At 71.3% G+C, this 18,828-nt stretch carries 19 protein-coding genes; 18 read left to right on the forward strand and 1 reads right to left on the reverse strand.

Going from position 1 to position 18,828, the window contains the following annotated elements:
• Positions 1-9: 9 nt before the first annotated feature.
• The 18 genes from BDD16_RS15430 to fae all read left to right on the forward strand — a co-directional run bounded on the left by BDD16_RS15430 (position 10) and on the right by fae (position 18,208).
• Complete coding sequence (locus tag BDD16_RS15430; protein ID WP_179634766.1) at positions 10-3,828, forward strand: nitrate reductase subunit alpha; 3,819 nt, start codon at positions 10-12, stop codon at positions 3,826-3,828.
• Positions 3,825-5,357, forward strand: a complete 1,533-nt coding sequence (gene narH, locus BDD16_RS15435; protein ID WP_179634767.1) for a nitrate reductase subunit beta — start codon at positions 3,825-3,827, stop codon at positions 5,355-5,357. Before BDD16_RS15430 ends, narH begins: the two co-directional genes overlap by 4 nt.
• A gap of 2 nt (positions 5,358-5,359) precedes the next feature.
• Positions 5,360-6,091 carry a nitrate reductase molybdenum cofactor assembly chaperone gene (gene narJ / locus BDD16_RS15440; RefSeq protein WP_179634768.1) on the forward strand — a complete coding sequence of 244 codons (732 nt, stop codon included), beginning with the start codon at positions 5,360-5,362 and terminating at the stop codon, positions 6,089-6,091.
• On the forward strand, positions 6,088-6,813 hold the full coding sequence (narI, locus tag BDD16_RS15445; protein ID WP_179634769.1) for a respiratory nitrate reductase subunit gamma: 726 nt from the start codon (positions 6,088-6,090) through the stop codon (positions 6,811-6,813). The genes narJ and narI overlap by 4 nt, the downstream gene beginning before the upstream one ends.
• 10 nt (positions 6,814-6,823) lie before the next feature.
• Positions 6,824-7,606: a peptidylprolyl isomerase gene (locus BDD16_RS15450; RefSeq protein ID WP_179634770.1), complete on the forward strand. Its 783-nt coding sequence runs from the start codon at positions 6,824-6,826 to the stop codon at positions 7,604-7,606.
• Between the two features lie 74 nt (positions 7,607-7,680).
• Positions 7,681-8,385 (forward strand): iron-sulfur cluster repair protein YtfE, encoded by a 705-nt coding sequence (gene ytfE, locus BDD16_RS15455; RefSeq protein WP_179634771.1) that lies wholly within the window; start codon positions 7,681-7,683, stop codon positions 8,383-8,385.
• Between the two features lies 1 nt (position 8,386).
• Positions 8,387-9,034, forward strand: coding sequence for a carbonic anhydrase (locus BDD16_RS15460; RefSeq protein WP_179634772.1), 648 nt, complete (start codon positions 8,387-8,389; stop codon positions 9,032-9,034).
• The gene (locus BDD16_RS15465; protein ID WP_179634773.1) at positions 9,031-9,408 is read left to right on the forward strand and encodes a SirB2 family protein; all 378 of its coding nucleotides are present in this window, start codon (positions 9,031-9,033) and stop codon (positions 9,406-9,408) included. The genes BDD16_RS15460 and BDD16_RS15465 overlap by 4 nt, the downstream gene beginning before the upstream one ends.
• Before the next feature lie 22 nt (positions 9,409-9,430).
• Positions 9,431-9,997, forward strand: coding sequence for a hemerythrin domain-containing protein (locus BDD16_RS15470; RefSeq protein WP_179634774.1), 567 nt, complete (start codon positions 9,431-9,433; stop codon positions 9,995-9,997).
• The gene (locus BDD16_RS15475) at positions 9,997-10,596 is read left to right on the forward strand and encodes a nitroreductase family protein (protein WP_179634775.1); all 600 of its coding nucleotides are present in this window, start codon (positions 9,997-9,999) and stop codon (positions 10,594-10,596) included. The genes BDD16_RS15470 and BDD16_RS15475 overlap by 1 nt, the downstream gene beginning before the upstream one ends.
• 7 nt (positions 10,597-10,603) lie before the next feature.
• Positions 10,604-11,434 (forward strand): peptidoglycan DD-metalloendopeptidase family protein, encoded by an 831-nt coding sequence (locus BDD16_RS15480; protein ID WP_179634776.1) that lies wholly within the window; start codon positions 10,604-10,606, stop codon positions 11,432-11,434.
• Between the two features lie 189 nt (positions 11,435-11,623).
• Positions 11,624-12,736, forward strand: coding sequence for a GHMP family kinase ATP-binding protein (locus BDD16_RS15485; RefSeq protein WP_179634777.1), 1,113 nt, complete (start codon positions 11,624-11,626; stop codon positions 12,734-12,736).
• A gap of 2 nt (positions 12,737-12,738) precedes the next feature.
• Positions 12,739-13,653 carry an NAD(P)-dependent methylenetetrahydromethanopterin dehydrogenase gene (locus BDD16_RS15490; RefSeq protein WP_179634778.1) on the forward strand — a complete coding sequence of 305 codons (915 nt, stop codon included), beginning with the start codon at positions 12,739-12,741 and terminating at the stop codon, positions 13,651-13,653.
• Entirely contained in the window at positions 13,650-14,771 is a 1,122-nt protein-coding gene (locus BDD16_RS15495) for an ATP-grasp domain-containing protein (protein WP_179634779.1), read from the forward strand. The genes BDD16_RS15490 and BDD16_RS15495 overlap by 4 nt, the downstream gene beginning before the upstream one ends.
• Positions 14,768-15,775 carry a methenyltetrahydromethanopterin cyclohydrolase gene (mch, locus tag BDD16_RS15500; protein ID WP_179634780.1) on the forward strand — a complete coding sequence of 336 codons (1,008 nt, stop codon included), beginning with the start codon at positions 14,768-14,770 and terminating at the stop codon, positions 15,773-15,775. The genes BDD16_RS15495 and mch overlap by 4 nt, the downstream gene beginning before the upstream one ends.
• A gap of 6 nt (positions 15,776-15,781) precedes the next feature.
• Positions 15,782-16,741, forward strand: a complete 960-nt coding sequence (locus BDD16_RS15505; protein ID WP_179634781.1) for an ATP-grasp domain-containing protein — start codon at positions 15,782-15,784, stop codon at positions 16,739-16,741.
• Entirely contained in the window at positions 16,738-17,616 is an 879-nt protein-coding gene (locus tag BDD16_RS15510) for a triphosphoribosyl-dephospho-CoA synthase (protein ID WP_179634782.1), read from the forward strand. Before BDD16_RS15505 ends, BDD16_RS15510 begins: the two co-directional genes overlap by 4 nt.
• Positions 17,617-17,695: 79 nt before the next feature.
• On the forward strand, positions 17,696-18,208 hold the full coding sequence (gene fae / locus BDD16_RS15515; RefSeq protein ID WP_179634783.1) for a formaldehyde-activating enzyme: 513 nt from the start codon (positions 17,696-17,698) through the stop codon (positions 18,206-18,208).
• 40 nt (positions 18,209-18,248) lie between these two features.
• Here the strand turns inward: fae and BDD16_RS15520 are convergent, their stop codons facing one another.
• Complete coding sequence (locus BDD16_RS15520; protein WP_310732896.1) at positions 18,249-18,761, reverse strand: dihydroneopterin aldolase; 513 nt, start codon at positions 18,759-18,761, stop codon at positions 18,249-18,251.
• Positions 18,762-18,828: the final 67 nt, after the last annotated feature.

Below are 18,828 nucleotides of genomic sequence, written 5' to 3' on the forward strand. Positions count from 1 at the left end.
ACCAACCCCATGAGTCACTTTCTTGATCGTCTGAATCACTTCGCGCAACCGAAGGAAGCCTTCTCCGGCGACCACGGCCGCACCACGGGCGAAGACCGCACCTGGGAAGACGCCTACCGCAACCGTTGGGCCCACGACAAGGTCGTGCGCTCCACCCACGGCGTGAACTGCACGGGCTCGTGCTCGTGGAAGATCTACGTCAAGGGCGGCATCGTCACCTGGGAAACCCAGCAGACCGACTACCCGCGCACCCGCTGGGACATGCCCAACCACGAGCCGCGCGGCTGCCAGCGCGGCGCGAGCTACTCCTGGTACCTCTACAGCGCCAACCGCGTGAAGCACCCGATGGTGCGCGCCCGGCTGCTCAAGCACTGGCGCGAGGCCCGGCTGCACCACGACCCGGTCGATGCCTGGGCGTCGATCATGGCCAACGAGACCAAGCGGCGCGACTACCAGCAGGTGCGCGGCCTGGGCGGCTTCGTGCGGTCAAGCTGGGACGAGGTCAACGAGATCATCGCCGCCGCCAACGTCCACACCATCAAGCAGCACGGCCCCGACCGTGTCATCGGCTTTTCGCCCATCCCGGCGATGAGCATGGTGAGCTACGCCGCCGGCAGCCGCTACCTCAGCCTGATCGGCGGGGTGTGCATGAGCTTCTACGACTGGTACTGCGACCTGCCGCCGGCCAGCCCGCAGATCTGGGGCGAGCAGACCGACGTGCCCGAATCGGCCGATTGGTACAACAGCAGCTACATCATCGCCTGGGGCTCCAACGTGCCGCAGACGCGCACGCCGGACGCGCACTTCTTCACCGAGGTCCGCTACAAGGGCTGCAAGACGGTGGCGGTGACACCCGACTACTCCGAGGTCGCCAAGCTGGCCGACCTGTGGATGCACCCGAAGCAGGGCACCGACGCCGCGCTCGCGATGGCGATGGGCCACGTGATCCTGAAGGAGTTCTACTTCGACCGCCGCGCGGCGTACTTCGACGACTACGCGCGCCGCTACACCGACCTGCCGATGCTGGTGATGCTGCGCGAGCAGGCGCTGGACGACGGCCGCACGGTGCTGGTGCCGGACCGGCTGCTGCGCGCCAGCGACTTCAACGGCAAGCTCGGCCAGGCCAACAACCCGGACTGGAAGACGGTTGCGTTCGACACGGCGGGCAAGGCCGTGCTGCCGAACGGTTCGATCGGCTTCCGCTGGGGCCCGGAAGGCCGGGCGGATGCCGGCAAGTGGAACCTGGAAGACAAGGAAGCCCGCACGGACACGGACGTGAAGCTCAAGCTCTCGGTACTGGAGGATGCACACGGCGAAGGCGGCGCGCAGGCGCACGAGATCGTCGAGGTCGGCTTCCCGTACTTCGGCGGCGTGGTCAACCCGCACTTCACCGGCAACGACCAGGGCAGCGACGTGCGGCGCATCCACGTGCCGGCCGTGCGCCTGCGTCTGGGCAAGGCCGGTGAAGAACGCCACGCGCTGGTCGCCACCGTGTTCGACCTGCAGGCCGGCCAGTACGGCATCGACCGTGGTCTGGGCACCGGCGCGAAGAGCTTCGACGACGACGCGCCCTACACCCCGGCGTGGCAGGAGGCCATCACCTGCGTGCCGCGCGAGCAGGTCATCGCGGTGGCGCGCCAGTTCGCCGAAAACGCCGAGAAGACCGAAGGCCGCTCGATGGTCATCATCGGCGCGGCGATGAACCACTGGTACCACGCCGACATGAACTACCGCGGCGTCATCAACATGCTGATGATGTGCGGCTGCATCGGCAAGAGTGGCGGCGGCTGGGCGCATTACGTGGGCCAGGAGAAGCTGCGCCCGCAGACCGGCTGGACAGCACTCGCCTTCGCGCTCGACTGGATCCGCCCGCCGCGCCAGCAGAACTCGACCAGCTTCTTCTACGCCCACACCGACCAGTGGCGCTACGAGAAGCTCGGCATGGACGAGGTGCTCTCGCCGCTGGCGGACAAGGCCGCGTTCCAGGGCAGCGCGATCGACTTCAACGTGCGCGCCGAGCGCATGGGCTGGCTGCCGTCGGCGCCGCAACTGAATGTCAATCCGATCCAGGTGGCCAAGGCGGCCCGCGCTGCTGGCGTGGATCCGAAGGACTACACCGTGCAGGGCCTGAAGGACGGCTCGATCGACCTGGCCTGCCACGACCCGGATGCGCCGCAGAACTGGCCGCGCAACATGTTCGTCTGGCGCTCCAACATCCTGGGCTCCAGCGGCAAGGGCCACGAGTACTTCCTCAAGCACCTGCTGGGCACCAGCAACGGCGTGCAGGGCAAGGACCTGGGCCCGCAGGACGCCAAGCCCACCGAGGTCAAGTGGCACGACAAGGCGCCCGAAGGCAAGCTCGACCTGCTCGTGACGCTCGATTTCCGCATGAGCACGACCTGCCTGTACTCGGACATCGTGCTGCCGACGGCGACCTGGTACGAGAAGAACGACCTCAACACCAGCGACATGCACCCCTTCATCCACCCGCTGTCGGCGGCGGTGGACCCGGCCTGGCAGAGCCGCAGCGACTGGGAGATCTACAAGGGCTTCGCGAAGAAGTTCAGCGAGGTCTGCGTCGGCCACCTCGGCGTGGAGCAGGAAGTGGTGCTCACGCCGCTGATGCACGACTCGCCGGCCGAACTCGGCCAGCCGATGGGCGTGCAGGACTGGAAGCGCGGCGACTGCGACCTCATCCCCGGCAAGACGGCGCCGCAGATCACGGTGGTCGAGCGCGACTACCCGAACGTGTTCAAGCGCTTCACCGCCCTCGGCCCGCTGATGAACAAGATCGGCAACGGCGGCAAGGGCATCGCCTGGAACACCCAGGTCGAGGTGACGCAGCTCGGCCAGCTCAACGGCCTGGTGCGCGAAGAGGGCGTGACCAAGGGCATGCCGAAGATCGACACCGACATCGACGCCTGCGAGGTCGTGCTGCAGCTCGCGCCGGAAACCAATGGCCACGTGGCGGTGAAGGCGTGGGAAGCGCTGTCCAAGGCCACCGGCCGCGCGCACAAGCACCTGGCGCTGTACCGCGAGGACGAGAAGATCCGCTTCCGCGACATCCAGGCGCAGCCGCGCAAGATCATCAGCTCGCCGACCTGGAGCGGCATCGAGAGCGAGACGGTCAGCTACACCGCCGGCTACACCAACGTGCACGAGCTGATCCCCTGGCGCACCCTGACCGGCCGCCAGCAGTTCTACCAGGACCACGCGTGGATGCTGGCGTTCGGCGAAGGCTTCGGCAGCTACCGGCCGCCGGTGGACATGAAGGCCACCGCGCTGATGCACAACCAGCGCAGCAACGGCCAGCCCGAGATCCTGCTGAACTTCATCACGCCGCACCAGAAGTGGGGCATCCACTCGACCTACACCGACAACGTGCTGATGCTCACGCTCAGCCGGGGCGGCCCGATCGTCTGGCTGAGCGAGGACGACGCGAAGAGCGCAGGCATCGTCGACAACGACTGGGTGGAGCTGTTCAACGTCAACGGCGCGATCGCGGCGCGGGCGGTGGTGAGCCAGCGGGTCAAACCGGGGATGGTGATGATGTACCACGCCCAGGAAAAGATCATCAACACACCCGGCAGCGAGATCACCCACGTGCGCGGCGGCATCCACAACTCGGTGACCCGCATCGTGCTGAAGCCGACCCACATGATCGGCGGCTACGCCCAGCTCAGCTACGGCTTCAACTACTACGGAACCATCGGCACCAACCGCGACGAGTTTGTCGTGGTGCGCAAGATGGACAAGATCGACTGGCTGGACACCCCCGTTGGCGCCGAGCGCGTCACCCGCGTGCAGGCCCAAGGAGAAAACGCATGAAAGTCCGCGCACAGATCGGCATGGTGCTGAACCTGGACAAGTGCATCGGTTGCCACACCTGCTCGGTGACCTGCAAGAACGTCTGGACCAGCCGCCCCGGGGTGGAATACGCCTGGTTCAACAACGTCGAGACCAAGCCCGGCATCGGCTACCCGAAGGAGTGGGAGAACCAGAGCAAGTGGAACGGTGGCTGGGTGCGCAAGGCGGACGGTTCGATCGAGCCGCGCCAGGGCGGCAAGTGGAAGCTCTTGATGAAGATCTTCGCCAACCCGAACCTGCCGGAGATCGACGACTACTACGAGCCCTTCACCTTCGACTACGACCACCTGCAGAGCGCGCCCGAGATGAAGGCCAGCCCGACCGCCCGGCCGCGCAGCCTCATCACCGGCCAGCAGATGGACAAGATCGTCTGGGGCCCGAACTGGGAAGAGATCCTCGGCGGCGAGTACGCCAAGCGCAGCGTGGACAGCAACCTCGACAACTTCGACGCGGCGCAGAAGGCCATGGTCGGCGAGTTCGAGAACACCTTCATGATGTACCTGCCGCGCTTGTGCGAGCACTGCCTGAACCCGGCGTGCGTGGCGAGCTGCCCCAGCGGCAGCATCTACAAGCGCGAGGAAGACGGCATCGTGCTGATCGACCAGGACAAGTGCCGGGGCTGGCGCATGTGCGTGTCGGGCTGCCCGTACAAGAAGATCTATTACAACTGGAAGAGCGGCAAGGCCGAGAAGTGCATCTTCTGCTACCCGCGCATCGAGGCGGGCCAGCCGACGGTGTGCTCGGAGACCTGCGTGGGCCGGATCCGCTACCTCGGCGTGCTGCTGTATGACGCCGACCGCATCCAGGAAGCCGCCAGCGTCGAGCGCGACAAGGACCTGTACCAGGCGCAGCTCGACATCTTCCTCGACCCGAACGACCCGAAGGTGATCGAGCAGGCGCGCAAGGACGGCATTCCCGACGCCTGGATGGCGGCGGCCCGCAAGAGCCCCGTCTACAAGATGGCGATCGACTGGAAGGTCGCGCTGCCGCTGCATCCGGAATACCGCACGCTGCCGATGGTCTGGTACGTGCCGCCGCTGTCGCCCATCACGGCAGCGACCCAGGCGGGCCACGTCGGCCACAACGGCCAGCTCCCGGACGTGAACCAGCTGCGCATCCCGGTGCAGTACCTGGCCAACCTGCTGACGGCGGGCGACACGATTCCGGTCGTGCGGGCGCTGGAGCGGATGCTGGCGATGCGCGCCTTCCAGCGCAGCAAGCACGTCGATGGCGAGACGAATCTGGCCGTGTTGCAGCAGGTCGGCCTCACGCAGGACATGGTCGAGGACATGTACCACACGATGGCGATCGCCAACTACGAGGACCGCTTCGTCATCCCGAGCACGCACCGCGAGTACGCCGAGAACACCTTCAACGTGCGCGGCGGCTGCGGCTTCAGCTTCGGCAACGGCTGCTCCGAAGGCACGGGCGAGACCAGCCTGTTCGGCAGCGAGAAGCGCCGGACCATCCCGATCCAGGCGGAGATCTGACCATGGGCCTGTTCACGACACCCTTTCCGAGCGGCCCGAAGCCCGCGCCGCGCACGCTGCGCGCGCTGGCCCGGCTGCTCGGCTATCCCGACGCCGAGCTGCGCGCCCACCTGCCGCAGATCCGCGAGGTGCTCCATGCCGAAGGCGCGCTGCCGGCTGCACGGCTGGCCGAACTCGATGCGCTGATCGCCAGCCTGACGCGCCAGAGCGACCTCGACGCCGAGGCCGACTACGTGCAGCTCTTCGACAGCGGCCGGCGCACCGCGCTGCACCTGTTCGAGCATGTCCACGGTGACTCGCGCGAGCGGGGCCCGGCCATGATCGACCTGGCGCAGACCTACGAGAAAGCGGGCCTCTACCTGGCCGAAGGCGAGATGCCGGACCACCTGCCGGTGGTGCTGGAGTTCGCCTCGACGCAGCCGCCGCGCGAGGCGGTGGCCTTCCTCGGCGAGATCGCGCACCTGATCAATGTGGTCTTCAACGCGCTGGAAAAGCGCGAGAGCCGCTACGCCAGCCTGATGGGCGCGCTGCTCGACCTGGCGGGCGAGCCGCCGCGCGCCGTGCAGATCGCCGACGAGGACGCCATCGACGCCGTCTGGGACGAGCCGGTGGCCTTTGACGGCTGCAGCAGCGGGGCGGCCGGCGCGGGCACGGCGCCGGGACAGCCGCAACCCGTCCACATCGTCCGCCGTGCCGGACACCAGGCACCAACCCCACCGGGAGCCACCGCATGAACACCTACCTGCACGACTTCTTCTTCACCGTCTACCCGTACATCTGTCTGGCGGTGTTCTTCATGGGCAGCCTGGCCCGCTTCGACCGCGACCAGTACACCTGGAAAAGCGATTCGTCGCAGATGCTGCGCGCGGGCCTCTTGCGCTGGGGCAGCAACCTGTTCCACGTCGGCATCCTGTTCCTGTTCTTCGGGCACTCGGTCGGCATGCTGACACCGCACGCGCTGTACGAGCCCTTCATCACCCCGGCGCAGAAGCAACTGCTGGCCATCGTCGCAGGCGGCGTGGCCGGGCTCATCTGCTTCATCGGGCTGTCGATGCTGCTGTGGCGCCGGCTGTTCGACCCGCGCATCCGCCTGACCAGCCACCGCACGGACATCGCGATCCTGGTCATCCTGTGGGTGCAGCTCACGCTCGGACTGATCACGCTGCCGTTCTCGCTGTCGCATGCCGATGGCAGCGTGATGATGGTCCTGGCCGACTGGGCGCAGCGCATCGTCACCTTCCGCCCGCTGGCGGCGAACCTGATCGGGCTGGCCTGGCCGTACAAGGTCCACATGGTGCTGGGCATGACGATCTTCCTGCTGTTCCCGTTCAGCCGGCTGGTGCATGTGTGGAGCGGCTTCGCGTCGATCACCTACGTGCTGCGGCCGTACCAGCTGGTGCGCGCCCGCCGCCTGAACCTGCCGGAAGGCCACAACACGCCGCGGCGTGTGCTGTGAGGAACGCACCATGACCATGACCGCCATGCAAACATCCATGCCGATCGCCAGCGTCAACGGCACCGCGCTGCACGGCCTCGACGAAGTGCTGGACGAGTCCGCGCTGCGCCAGCGGGCCTGCACCGAACTGCTGCGCCAGGCCGCGCAGCAGGCGGGCCTGCTCGCGCTCGACGACCCGGCGAACACCGACGGTGTGCCCAGCGCCGCCGCCAGCGACGCCATCGAGCAACTGCTGGAGCGCGAACTGCGCCAGCCCGAACCGGGCGAGGACGCCTGCCGCCGCCACTACGCCGCCCACCTCGACCGCCACCGCCAGGGCGACCGTGTCCGGCTGCGGCACATTCTGTTCGCGGTGACGCCGGGCGTCGATGTGAAGCGGCTGCGCGACCGGGCCGAGCACGCGATGCTGGAGGTGCGCTGCGACGACGCCGACCTGTTCGCCCGCCGCGCGGCCGAGCTGTCGAACTGCCCGAGCGGCGCCACCGGCGGTGACCTCGGCTGGCTGCACGCCGCCGACTGCGCACCGGAATTCGCCCGCGACGTCTTCAGCGGGCAGGAGATCGGCGTGCTGCCGCGCTTGGTCCACAGCCGCTTCGGGCTGCATGTGGTCGAGGTGCTCGAACGGGAAGAGGGCGTGACGCCGCCGTTCGAGGCGGTGCAGCAGGCCGTGCGCCTGTCGCTGCAGCAGCAAGCCTGGGCCACGGCGCTGCGGCAATACCTGCAAGTGCTGGCCGGCGCGGCCCGGCTGGTCGGCGTGCCGCTCGACGCCAGCGACACCCCGCTGCTCCAGTAGGCCCCCTGCCACGCCAAACCCCCGTCATGCCCGCGAACGCGGGCACCCACGCCCCCAGAAAACGCCCCCTGCCCATGACCACCCCCGACACCCCCTTGCTCGACGACGCCCTCGGCACCCTGGCCCGCACCATCCCCGGCGCCACCGCGCTGTTCCACACCCACCAGCTCGATTTCTGCTGCGGTGGCAAGAAGTCGCTTCGCACCGCGGCGGCCGAACGCAGCCTCGACACCGCCCCGATCGTGGCGGCCCTGCAGGCGCTGCAGGCCGTGCCCGCGGGCGACGGCCGCGACTGGCAGCAGGCGTCCCCTGCCGAGCTGATCGAGCACCTGCTGACCCGCTTCCACGCCCGCCACCGCGAGCAGCTGCCCGAGCTGATCCGCCTGTCGCGCCGCGTCGAGACGGTTCATGCCGACCGCCCCGAATGCCCGACCGGACTCGCCGACCACCTGACCACGATGACCGAAGCGCTGGAGTCGCACATGCAGAAGGAGGAGCAGATCCTGTTCCCGATGCTGCTGCGCGGTTTTTCACCGATGGTGCGCATGCCGATCGGCGTGATGCGCCTGGAGCACGACGACCATGGCGTGGCACTGGCCCGTCTGGTGGCGCTGGCCCACGGGCTGGAGATGCCACGCGGCGCCTGCAACACCTGGCGCGCGCTGGTCCTGGGCCTGCGCACGCTGCGCGAGGACCTGATGGAGCACATCCACCTCGAAAACAACCTGCTGTTCGAGGGGCTGAACCACGCGCAGCATTCGGCGGAGTCGGTGGGCTGACATGCCGGACGAACTGCTGGCCCGCCTGCGCCGCTTCCACGAGCACACCTTCCCCGGTGTGCAGGACCAGTTCCAGGACCTCGTCACCCACGGCCAGCACCCGACGACGCTCTTCATCGGCTGCTCCGACTCGCGGCTGGTGCCTTACCTGCTGACCGGCACCGGGCCGGGCGACCTGTTCATGGTGCGCAATGTCGGCGCCTTCGTGCCGCCGCACGACGGCTCGACCGGCTTCCACGGCACGGCCGCCGCCATCGAGTACGCGGTCCTGCAGCTCCAGGTGTCCCGCATCATCGTCTGCGGCCACAGCCACTGCGGCGGCATCCGGGCGCTCTATTTCGGCGGGCCGGCGCGGGCGTCGAACCTGGCGGTCTGGCTCGAACTCGGCCGCGAGGCGGTGCTGCCGGTGCAGCCCTCGGACGAAGCGCTGCGCCGCACCGAGCAGCGCGCGGTGGTGCTGCAGCTCGAACGCCTGATGGGCTATCCCATGGTGCGCGAGCAGGTCGAGGCTGGCCGGCTCGCGCTGCATGGCTGGCACTACGTCATCGAGGAGGGCGAGGTCCATGTCTTCGATGTCCACAGCGGCGGCTTCCTGCCGGCCTCCGCCGCGCCCCACGCCGGCACGGGCCCCTATCATCCGGTCGGATGAACTACCTCGCCTTCAAGCACCTCCACCTCGCCTGCGTCGGCCTGAGCGCCACGCTGTTCCTCGTGCGCGGCCTGCTGATGCTGGGGCGTCCCGAGGCGCTGCGGGCCCGCTGGGCGCGGGTGCTGCCGCACGTCGTCGACACCGTGCTGCTGTCGGCGGCGATCGGCATGCTGGTGGTCGGGCGAATCCACCCGCTGGACGCACCCTGGCTGCTGGCCAAGATCGGCGCGCTGCTGGTCTACATCGGCCTGGGCACCGTGGCGCTCAAGCGGGGCCGCACGCGCGGTGTCCGGCTGGGCGCCTGGCTGGCCGCGCTGGCGGTGCTGCTCTACATCGTGGCGGTGGCGATGACCAAGCAGGTCTGGCCGCTGTGAACCCGCACGGTCCGTACGCGCCATGACCCACGCCTCGCTCCCCGGATTCGCCTCGCCCGCGGTCGGTTTCGACCAGCCCTTCGAGATGCTGCAGGCCTGCCACGAGCGGGTCGAGCGCAGCCTGGCGCTGCTGCAGCGGCTGGTGGCCCATGTGCGCGACCACGGCCACGACGCCGCCTCGCGCAGCGCCGCCCGCGACGTGCTGCGCTACTTCGACCTGGCCGCACCGCACCACCACCTCGACGAGGAGCGCCATGTCCTGCCGCCGCTGCTGGCCAGCGACGATGCCGGCCTGCGCGCGCTGGCCGAGCAACTGGTGGCAGAACACCGGCGCATGGAGGCGCTCTGGGCCGTGCTGCGCGAGCCGCTGCAGCAGTGGGCCGACGCGCCACCGGCCTCGACCACCTTCCCGCTGCCGCAGGCGCTGGCCGAGTTCATCGCGGTCTACGCCGGCCACCTCGCCCGCGAGGAGGCGCACGCCTATCCGCAGGCGCAGACCTTGCTGGATGCCACGACGCTGGCCGACATGGGCGAGGAGATGCGCGCCCGTCGACGCACCCCCGCCACCGGCCGCACCGGAGCCCCCTGATGAACGACCTCACGCCCGACGACCTGCTCGGCGCACTGGCCAGCCGCTACTCGGTCGGCCCGAAGCAGCTGGAGGCGCCGGCCCCCACGCCCGAGCACCTGCGCCTGGCCGCCCAGATCGCGCTGCGCGCGCCGGACCACCAGGGGCTGCACCCGTTCCGCTTCGTGGCCGTGGCGCCGGCGCAGCGCGACCGGCTGGGCACGCTGTTCGCCCGCGCGGCGCACCGTCGGGGGCTGGACGAGACCGAGATCGCCGCCGCCCGCCGCCGCGCGCACAACGGCCCGGCGCTGCTGGCGGTGATCGGCCGGCTGCGCGGGGACGTGGACGATGTGCCGGTGGAGGAGCAGTGGGTCTGCATCGGCGGCGGGGTGATGAACCTGCTCAACGCGCTGCACCTGCTGGGCTACGGCGCCAAGGTGGTCAGCGGCTCGTCGGTGCGCGACCCGGAGGTGTGCGAGGCGTTCTGCCAGCCCGGCGAGGTGCTGGTGGCCTGGGTCCTTGCCGGCACCCCCACGCGCTCGACCCGTGCCCGCCACGACGACCGCGTCGACGACGTGCTCACCGACTGGACCGGTGCTGCGCCCGGCGCTGCGGCATGATGCCGCGATGACTTCCACCCTGTCCGCGGCCGTGCTGGCCGCCGTGCTGCTGGCCCCCGCCCTGACCCTGGCCGCGTCCCCTGATCTGCCGGTCGCCCGCCCGGTGCCGGGCGGTGTCGCCACGCTGTCGCTCGGCCCCTCCAACCTGCCGCCGACGGTGCGCCACGCGGGCGTGCCGGTGCTGGTGGTGGGTGATCCGATCGAGTGGACGGCGGTGCTCGGCTTGCCGCTGGGTGCCCGGGCGGGCCAGGACGAGGTCACCGTGCAGCGCGAGGGGGCCGCGCCGGCGCGGCTGTCCTTCACCGTGGCGCCCATGCGCTACGCCGAGCAGCGCCTGAGCGTGGCGCCGAAGCACGTCGAACTCACCCCCGAGAACCTCGTCCGCCACGAGCGCGAGCGCGCGCACCAGGCCGAGGTCATCGCCACCTTCAGCGAGCCGCTGCCCGCCACGCTGCGTCTGCGCCAGCCGGTGCCGGGGCCGCGCTCCAGCTCCTTCGGCCTGCGCCGCGTCTTCAACGGCCAGTCCCGCAACCCGCACAGCGGCATGGACATCGCCGCCCCCACCGGCACGCCGGTCGTGGCACCCGCAGCGGGGCGGGTGGTCGACGTCGGTGACTATTTCTTCAATGGCGGCACCGTCTGGCTCGACCACGGCGGCGGCCTGCTGACGATGTTCTGCCACCTCTCGGCCACCCACGTGAAGGTGGGCGACCTCGTGCGCACCGGCGACCGCATCGCCGACGTCGGCGCCACCGGCCGCGTCACGGGGCCGCACCTGCACTGGTCGGTCAGCCTGAACCGGGCGATGGTGGACCCGGCGCTGTTCCTGGCGCCGTGAATCCGGCGCCGTGAGCGTCGGCCCTGGCCGGCGGGGTGACAGTCTGTCCTGACCGCGGCACAGGCTGCGGGGCATGGCGAGGGGGACCGGGCTGCGCGGGCTGTCCCCGCAGAGGTGGACTCAGGGTAATCCGCATTTGGAATACCGATTGCTTGGAACCCCGGCAATCCCACTGTCTCCAGGTGCTCCATGACTCCCAACGCCCCTGCGCCCGTCGTCGACGCGTCGCTGCATGCGCCCGGTCTGCACGTCACCGTCGAGGCGCCGGCCCGGCTCCACCTGGGGTTCATGGACCCGGCCGGCACGCTCGGGCGTCCGTTCGGCAGCCTCGGTCTCACGGTCGATGGCCTGTCGACCCGCGTCACGCTCGGGGTGGCCGACCGCCAGCAGGCCAGCCGCGCCCCGGAGGTCCCCGCGGCGGAACTCGACCGGGCGCTGGCCCACCTCCACACCCTGCAGCGGCGCACCGGCCGGGACGCGCCGCTGCACCTGCACCTGCACACCCACCTGCCCAGCCACGCTGGGCTCGGCTCCGGCACGCAGCTCGCGCTGGCGGTGGGCCGCGCCTTCGCCTGCTGGCACGGGCTCGACCTGCCGACGGCGCTGCTCGCGCAGTGGCTGGCCCGCGGCCGGCGCTCGGGGGTCGGCATCGCCGGTTTCGACCTGGGCGGCCTGCTGCTGGATGGTGGACCACTCGCCAGCGGGGCGCCCGCGCCGCTGCTGGCGCGGGTGGTGCTGCCGGCGGCGTGGCGGGTGCTGCTCGTCACTGATCCGGGTTGCCGCGGCCTGAGTGGGGCGGCCGAGCTGGCGGCGCTGGCCAGCCTGCCGCCGCTCGGTCAGGCGAAGGCGGCGCAGATCTGCCACGAGACGCTGATGCGCGTGCTGCCTGGTGCCGCCGGCGCGGGGTTTGCGTGTGCCGCCGCCGGGCTGAGCGCGGTCCAGACCGTGCTCGGCGACCACTTCGCCCCCGCGCAGCAGGGCGAGCCCTACACCAGCCCCGCCGTCGGTCGCCTGATGCGCTGGCTGGCCGACGCGGCGCAGCAGCCCGCCGACGGGCTGGCCGCCGATGCACTCGGCGCCGGCATCGGCCAGAGTTCGTGGGGGCCGACCGGCTTCGCGCTGCTGCCCTCGGCGGCGCGCGCGCAGGCGCTGATCGACGCCGCCTGCGCCGCCGGCGTGGTCGCAGACGGCCTGCAGTGGCGCATCGCCACCCCGCTCGGCCACGGCGCCCGGATCACCACCGCGCACCGGCTGCCCGCCGATGCCGCCCCCTCCTTGCACTCCTCCGACCCGCAGGCCTGACGATGGAACGCCCCTACATCCTCCACATGTTCACCCCCGGCGCCCAGATGAGCCCGTTCGACATCAACATGGCCGCCGACGCCGGCTACCAGATCCTGGCGCCGTGCTGCGGCGTGACGCTGCAGGCGGTCGCGGGCCTGACGCAGGACACCATCTTCTCGCGCAGCCCGAAGGGGTTGGCCCGCACCGGCATCTTCATCGGCGGGCGCGACGCGCTGCTGGCGTCCGACATGCTCGCGCGGGCGCAGCAGGCGCTGGTGCCGCCGTTCGTCGTGTCGATGATGGCCGACCCGAGCGGCGCCTACACGACGGCGGCGGCGATGGTCGCCTGCGTCGAGGCGGCGCTGCTCGACACGACCGGGGTGGGGCTGGCCGGCCGGCGGGTGGTTGTCCTGGGCGGCACCGGGCCAGTCGGGCGCATCGCGGGCGTGATCGCGGCGCAGGCCGGCGCCCGGGTGGGCCTGTCGAGCCGCAACGGCATCGACGTGGCCGACGCGGCCGCCCGCGAGACGGGGGCACGTTTCGGCGTCACGCTCGACGGTGTCAGCGGCGGTGACCGGGCCGCCGTGCGGGCCTCGATCGCCGAGGCGGACGTGGTGCTGGCGTGCGCGGCAGCCGGCGTGCAGGTGGTGTCGGGCGAGGACCTGGCTTGCGCGCAGGTGCTGCGGGTCGTGGCCGACGTCAACGCAGTGCCCCCGGCGGGCGTGGCCGGTGTCGGCGTGATGGACAACGCACGGCCGCTGGAGGGCGTGCCGGGGCGCGGCGCGGTCGGCATCGGCGCGCTGACCATCGGCAACGTCAAGTACCAGACCCAGCAGCAACTGCTGCGCCGCATGCACGGCGCCACCGAACCCCAGGTGCTGAGCTTCACCGAGGCCTTCGAGGTGGCGCGGGCGCACCTCGCGGCGTCCGCATGACGCTCCCCGCGCGGCTGGTGATCGCGGGCCTGTCGGTGCGCGCTGCCGCCGAAGCGGCGCGGCGCGACGGGTTCGACGTGGTGGCGGTCGACCAGTTCGGGGACGCCGACACCCGCGCTGCGGCGACCGCGTGGCACGCGCTGGCGCCGCTGCCGGACGTCGGCGGTGGCGCGCCGTGGCTGGTCACGAGCGGCTTTGACACCCCCGACGCGCTGACGGCGCTGCACACCCGCCCGCTGCTGGGCACCGCGCCGGCGGCCATGGCCCGCGTGCGTGACCCGCGCACCTTTTTCGCGGCCCTCGACGCCCGCGGCATCGCCCATCCCGCCGTGTCCCTGGCGCCGCAGACCGGCACCGGCTGGCTCTGCAAGGACTTCGCCAGCAGTGGCGGCCAGCAGGTCCGGCCCGCCGACCAGGCGCCCTGCGTGCCATCGCCCGGCCGCTATTGGCAGCGGCACGTGCCCGACGCGGCGCCGGTGTCGCTCACCTTCCTCGGCAATGGCGAGCGGGCGGCGCTGCTGGGCCTGAACCAGCCCCTGCTGCACCCGGACGCCGACTGTCCGTGGCGCTTCGGCGGCCTCATCGGGCCGCTGCCGATGACCGGGCGGCAGCAGACGCGGCTGCAGGGCCTTGCCGACCGGCTGACCAGCGAATTCGATCTGCGCGGGCTGGCGAGCCTGGACCTGCTGCAGCGCGGTGACGCGGAGGCGGACACCGGTGAAGACGAATGGCTGGTGCTGGAGATCAACCCCCGGCTGTCCGCCAGCCTGGTGCTGTATGGGGCTGCGGGCGGGCTGATGCGCGCGGTGGTCGCGGCCTGTGTCCACGGGCGCCTGCCCGACGAGCCAGCCGTGCAGCGGCTGCGTGGCCCGCACCTCCGGGGATTCGAGATCGTGCGGCTGGCGCGGCCCTGCGTGCTCGGCGCATCCGGCGTGCGGGCGCTGCAGCAGCGAGCCGCCGCGCTCGGGCTGCATGACCTGCCCGCCGGGCCGCAGGGGTTCGAGGCGGGTGATCCGCTGTGTTCGATCGAGGTCGAAGGCGACAGCGCGGACGCCGTGCAGCGCGCACTGGTTGACCAGCGGACGGCGCTGGATGAGTTTCTGGAGACGTGGACATGACGATGACATCGCCGCCGCTGGCCGGCTGTTCCCTGAGCCTGAACGCACTGGCTGCCGCGCCGCTGGCGGCATTGACCGCGCGGGTCCAGGAATTCGGCGTTCGGGTCGAACGCACCGCGTCCGGCGTGACCCTCATCGACGCCGGGATCGAGGCGCCGGGCAGCACCGCCGCCGGCCTGCTGATCGGCGAGATCTGCCTGGGCGCGCTCGGAGCGGTCCACCAGCGCGCGGGCGGCGTCTCGCCGTGGCCGAGCTGGATCGAGGTGTCGAGCGCGCAGCCGGTGCTGGCCTGCCTGGGCAGCCAGTACGCGGGCTGGAGCCTGTCGGCGAGCAAGGAGGAGACGGGCGGGCGCAAGTTCTTCGCGCTGGGCTCCGGGCCGGCGCGGGCGCTGGCGGTCAAGGAGCCGCTGTTCGCCGAACTCGGCTACCGCGACCACAGCGACCGCGGCGTGCTGGTGCTGGAGGTGGACCGGCCGCCGCCGCAGGTCGTCATCGACAAGGTGCTGCGCGACTGCGGGCTGGCTCCCGACGGGCTGACGCTGATCCTCACGCCGACGCGCAGCCTCGCCGGCACCGCGCAGGTGGTCGCCCGCGTGCTGGAGGTGGCGCTGCACAAGGCGCACACGCTGGGCTTCGACCTGGGCGACATCGCCGAGGGGGCCGCCTGCGCGCCGCTGCCGTCGCCGGTGGCCGATGGTGTGCAGGCGATGGGGCGCACGAACGACGCCATCCTCTACGGCGGGCAGGTGCACCTGCGCGTGCGGGGCGAGCTGGCGGCGGCGCGTGCGCTGGCGCTGCAGCTGCCGTCGTCGTGCTCGCGCGACTACGGCACCCGGTTCGCCGACATCTTCCAGCGCGCCGACCACGACTTCTACCGGATCGACCCGGCGCTGTTCGCGCCCGCCGAGGTCTGGGTCAGCCACCTGGACAGCGGCCAGACCTTCCACGCCGGGGCGATGAACCTGGACCTGCTGCTGGCCGACTGGCGCCAGCCGGCGGGCTGAGCGGCGATGCGTGTCGCGATCCTGACCGACGAGGTCGGCTGGCACACCCGGCAGTTGCAGCAGGCGCTGCGGGCGCGCGGTGCGGTCGGGCGCTGCGTGGACCTCGCCGACTGCGACATCGACACCACGGCCAGCGCGCATGGCCTGGTGATCCCCGGCTACGGGCGCGGCTTGCCGGATGCGGCGATCGTGCGCGGCGTGGCCGGTGGCAGCTTCGAGCAGGTGACCAAGCGGCTGGGGGTGCTGCACGCGCTGCAGGCGCTGGGCGTGCCGGTCTACAACGAGGCGCGCGCCATCGAGCGCAGCGTGGACAAGTCGATGACCAGCCTGCTGCTGCACGCGGCCGGGGTGCCCACGCCGCCGACCTGGGCGACCGAGTCGGCGGCACGGGCCCGGCGCACCGCGGTGCGCGAGGGCGCGGCGGGCCACGCGCTGGTGATGAAGCCGCTGTTCGGCTCGCAGGGCAAGGGGCTGCAGCAGGTGGGCGCCGTGGACGGCACGCCGCACGGCGAACACCGCCTGCTGCCCGACCTCGCGGACTTCGGGCGGCTGGCCTATTTGCAGCGCTTCGTGCCGTCCGCGGATCCGGGGCCGGGGTTCGACTGGCGCGTGCTGGTGATCGGCGGGCGGGCGGTGGCGGCGATGCGGCGGGTGAGCGAGCACTGGATCCACAACGTCGCGCAGGGCGCCCGCACCGAGGCCGCCGAGCTGACACCCGACCTGGCCCGCCTCGCCGAGGCGGCGAGCGCGGCGCTGCAGATGGATTACGCCGGCATCGACCTGATCCCGTCGCCGGGCCGTGGTCTGGGTGGCGGCGCGGTCCAGGTGCTCGAAGTCAACGGCGTGGCCGCCTGGCGCGGGCTGCAGCGGGTGACGCCGTTCAACATCGCCCGCGCCCTCGTGGACGACCTGATCGACCGCAAGCTGGCGGCCGCGGTGCCGCGGCGGGCCGCGCGCCGCGCATGAGCAGCCTCCGGCGCGCCTTCCTCGACGCCTGCGCCTGGGACGTGGCCGTGCGCAAGCCGGGCAATGTCAGCGTCCACTCTGCCGGCCACGGCATGCATGCCCGGACCTTCCTCGACAGTGCCGAGGCCTGTGCCGGTGCGCTGTGTCAGCCGGGGGCGCCGGTCGGCGTGCGCATCGAGCGGGCGGTCGCGGCGACCTGGGCCCGCGTGGGCTGCAACACCAACCTCGGCATCCTGCTGCTGTGCGCGCCGATCGCGGCGGCGGCGGAGCGCCTGACCGCGCCCGTGGACGAGGCCCGTCTGCGGCAGGCGCTGGCGCAGACGATGGCCACGCTGACAGTCGAGGACGCCGCCGCCGCGTTCCGGGCCATCGTGCAGGCGAATCCGGGCGGACTCGGCGCGACGGAGGCGCAGGACGTGCGGCAGTCGCCCACGGTGACGCTGCGCGAGGCCATGGTCCTGGCCGCCGGGCGCGACCGCATCGCTGCCCAGTACCGCGATGGCGGTGCGGCGCTGTTCGATCTCGGCCTGACCGCCTGGCGTGGCCACGCCGGCGGCGCCGCGCGGGCCGTGTCGCCGCAGACTGTCCAGCGGGTCTTCCTCGCCTGGCTGGCCTCGGACCTCGATGCACACATTGTCCGCAAGCACGGCCCGGCACTGGCACAGATTGTCCTGAACGATGCGCAGCGCTGGTCGGCGCGTGCCGCTGCCGGCGAGCGCCTGGACGCCGATCCGGCCTTCCTGGCGTGGGACGAGGCCCTGAAATCCGCGGGAATCAACCCCGGCACCAGCGCCGATCTCACCGTGGCGACGCTGATGCTGGCGGCGCTGACCGTGCGGGCCGACACCGGCCGGGGTGGCACGGAACGTGTTTAGAGAGCAGGGGTGCTGCCGCTTCGGCGCAGCACGGCACCCGTTCAGTTCCTTCCCAGTTCTACTCAGGAGACGAAACAACATGGCCAAGATCGATCGCATGATGGTGGGCGAATCCCTGGTGGGCGACGGCAACGAAGTCGCGCACATCGACCTGATCATCGGCCCGCGCGGCAGCGCCGCCGAGACCGCATTCGCCAACGCGCTGACCAACAACAAGGACGGCTTCACCTCGCTGCTGGCGGTGGTGGCGCCGAACCTGCTGACCAAGCCGGCGACCGTGATGTTCAACAAGGTCACGATCAAGGGCGCCAAGCAGGCCGTGCAGATGTTCGGCCCCGCCCAGCGCGGCGTGGCGATGGCGGTCGCCGATTGCCTGGAAGCCGGCACGATCCCGATGGACGAGGCCGACAACCTCTTCATCTCGGTGGGGGTCTTCATCCACTGGCTGGCCGCTGACGACGCCAAGATCCAGGACTACAACTACGCGGCCACCAAGGAAGCGCTGGAGCGGGCCGTGGCCGGCCTGCCCACGCCGGCCCAGGTGGTGGCGGGCAAGGCCTCGGCCACCCACCCGTTCGCCGCGCACGCCTGAGTTGAACGAACGGCGCCGGGTGACGGCGCCGTCGGGCGGTTCAGCGCTTCGGGGCTGGTGTCGCTTGCGGCACCAGCCCCGAGCCGATCCAGCGCAGCACCTGGGCACCACGGCCGCTGTCGGGTTCGGTATTGGCGGGCTCGGCCTGGCGCTCGATCTGCACGCCCACGGCGGCCACGTTGTCGAACTTGCGCGGCTTGACCACCTTCACGCGCACCCGCGCCGCGCCGAACTCGACCAGCAGCATCTGCGCGATGCGCTCGGCCAGCGCTTCGAGCAGTTGCACGCCGTGGTCCCGCATCAGCGCGTCCAGCCGGTCGCGCACGACGCCGTAGTCGATCGTGTCGGCGATGTCGTCGGTGCGGCAGGCGCCCGCGCGCGGCAGACCGGCCTCGATGTCGATCACCAGCGGCTGCGGCCGGTGGAGTTCGGACTCGTGGATGCCGATGATGGTCTGGCCGGTGTAGCCCTCGATGAAGACCAGGTCCATCGGTGGGGTGGCGGCATGCGGGCGGGCGGTGGTGCGGGCCATGGAAGCGGGCTGGGCAGGCATGGGTGGTCTCCTCTTGTATCGGGTGGCGGGGGACCATTTGAGCAAGATGTGCGCCCGCTGAACGCGC

The sequence above is a fragment of the Sphaerotilus montanus genome (assembly GCF_013410775.1).
Lineage (GTDB): Bacteria > Pseudomonadota > Gammaproteobacteria > Burkholderiales > Burkholderiaceae_C > Sphaerotilus > Sphaerotilus montanus.

Coding starts and splice junctions, on each gene's coding strand:
- BDD16_RS15430 (WP_179634766.1), top strand. CDS start 10: ATGAGTCACTTTCTTGATCGTCTGAATCACTTCGCGCAACCGAAGGAA.
- narH (WP_179634767.1), top strand. CDS start 3,825: ATGAAAGTCCGCGCACAGATCGGCATGGTGCTGAACCTGGACAAGTGC.
- narJ (WP_179634768.1), top strand. CDS start 5,360: ATGGGCCTGTTCACGACACCCTTTCCGAGCGGCCCGAAGCCCGCGCCG.
- narI (WP_179634769.1), top strand. CDS start 6,088: ATGAACACCTACCTGCACGACTTCTTCTTCACCGTCTACCCGTACATC.
- BDD16_RS15450 (WP_179634770.1), top strand. CDS start 6,824: ATGACCATGACCGCCATGCAAACATCCATGCCGATCGCCAGCGTCAAC.
- ytfE (WP_179634771.1), top strand. CDS start 7,681: ATGACCACCCCCGACACCCCCTTGCTCGACGACGCCCTCGGCACCCTG.
- BDD16_RS15460 (WP_179634772.1), top strand. CDS start 8,387: ATGCCGGACGAACTGCTGGCCCGCCTGCGCCGCTTCCACGAGCACACC.
- BDD16_RS15465 (WP_179634773.1), top strand. CDS start 9,031: ATGAACTACCTCGCCTTCAAGCACCTCCACCTCGCCTGCGTCGGCCTG.
- BDD16_RS15470 (WP_179634774.1), top strand. CDS start 9,431: ATGACCCACGCCTCGCTCCCCGGATTCGCCTCGCCCGCGGTCGGTTTC.
- BDD16_RS15475 (WP_179634775.1), top strand. CDS start 9,997: ATGAACGACCTCACGCCCGACGACCTGCTCGGCGCACTGGCCAGCCGC.
- BDD16_RS15480 (WP_179634776.1), top strand. CDS start 10,604: ATGACTTCCACCCTGTCCGCGGCCGTGCTGGCCGCCGTGCTGCTGGCC.
- BDD16_RS15485 (WP_179634777.1), top strand. CDS start 11,624: ATGACTCCCAACGCCCCTGCGCCCGTCGTCGACGCGTCGCTGCATGCG.
- BDD16_RS15490 (WP_179634778.1), top strand. CDS start 12,739: ATGGAACGCCCCTACATCCTCCACATGTTCACCCCCGGCGCCCAGATG.
- BDD16_RS15495 (WP_179634779.1), top strand. CDS start 13,650: ATGACGCTCCCCGCGCGGCTGGTGATCGCGGGCCTGTCGGTGCGCGCT.
- mch (WP_179634780.1), top strand. CDS start 14,768: ATGACGATGACATCGCCGCCGCTGGCCGGCTGTTCCCTGAGCCTGAAC.
- BDD16_RS15505 (WP_179634781.1), top strand. CDS start 15,782: ATGCGTGTCGCGATCCTGACCGACGAGGTCGGCTGGCACACCCGGCAG.
- BDD16_RS15510 (WP_179634782.1), top strand. CDS start 16,738: ATGAGCAGCCTCCGGCGCGCCTTCCTCGACGCCTGCGCCTGGGACGTG.
- fae (WP_179634783.1), top strand. CDS start 17,696: ATGGCCAAGATCGATCGCATGATGGTGGGCGAATCCCTGGTGGGCGAC.
- BDD16_RS15520 (WP_310732896.1), bottom strand. CDS start 18,761: ATGCCTGCCCAGCCCGCTTCCATGGCCCGCACCACCGCCCGCCCGCAT.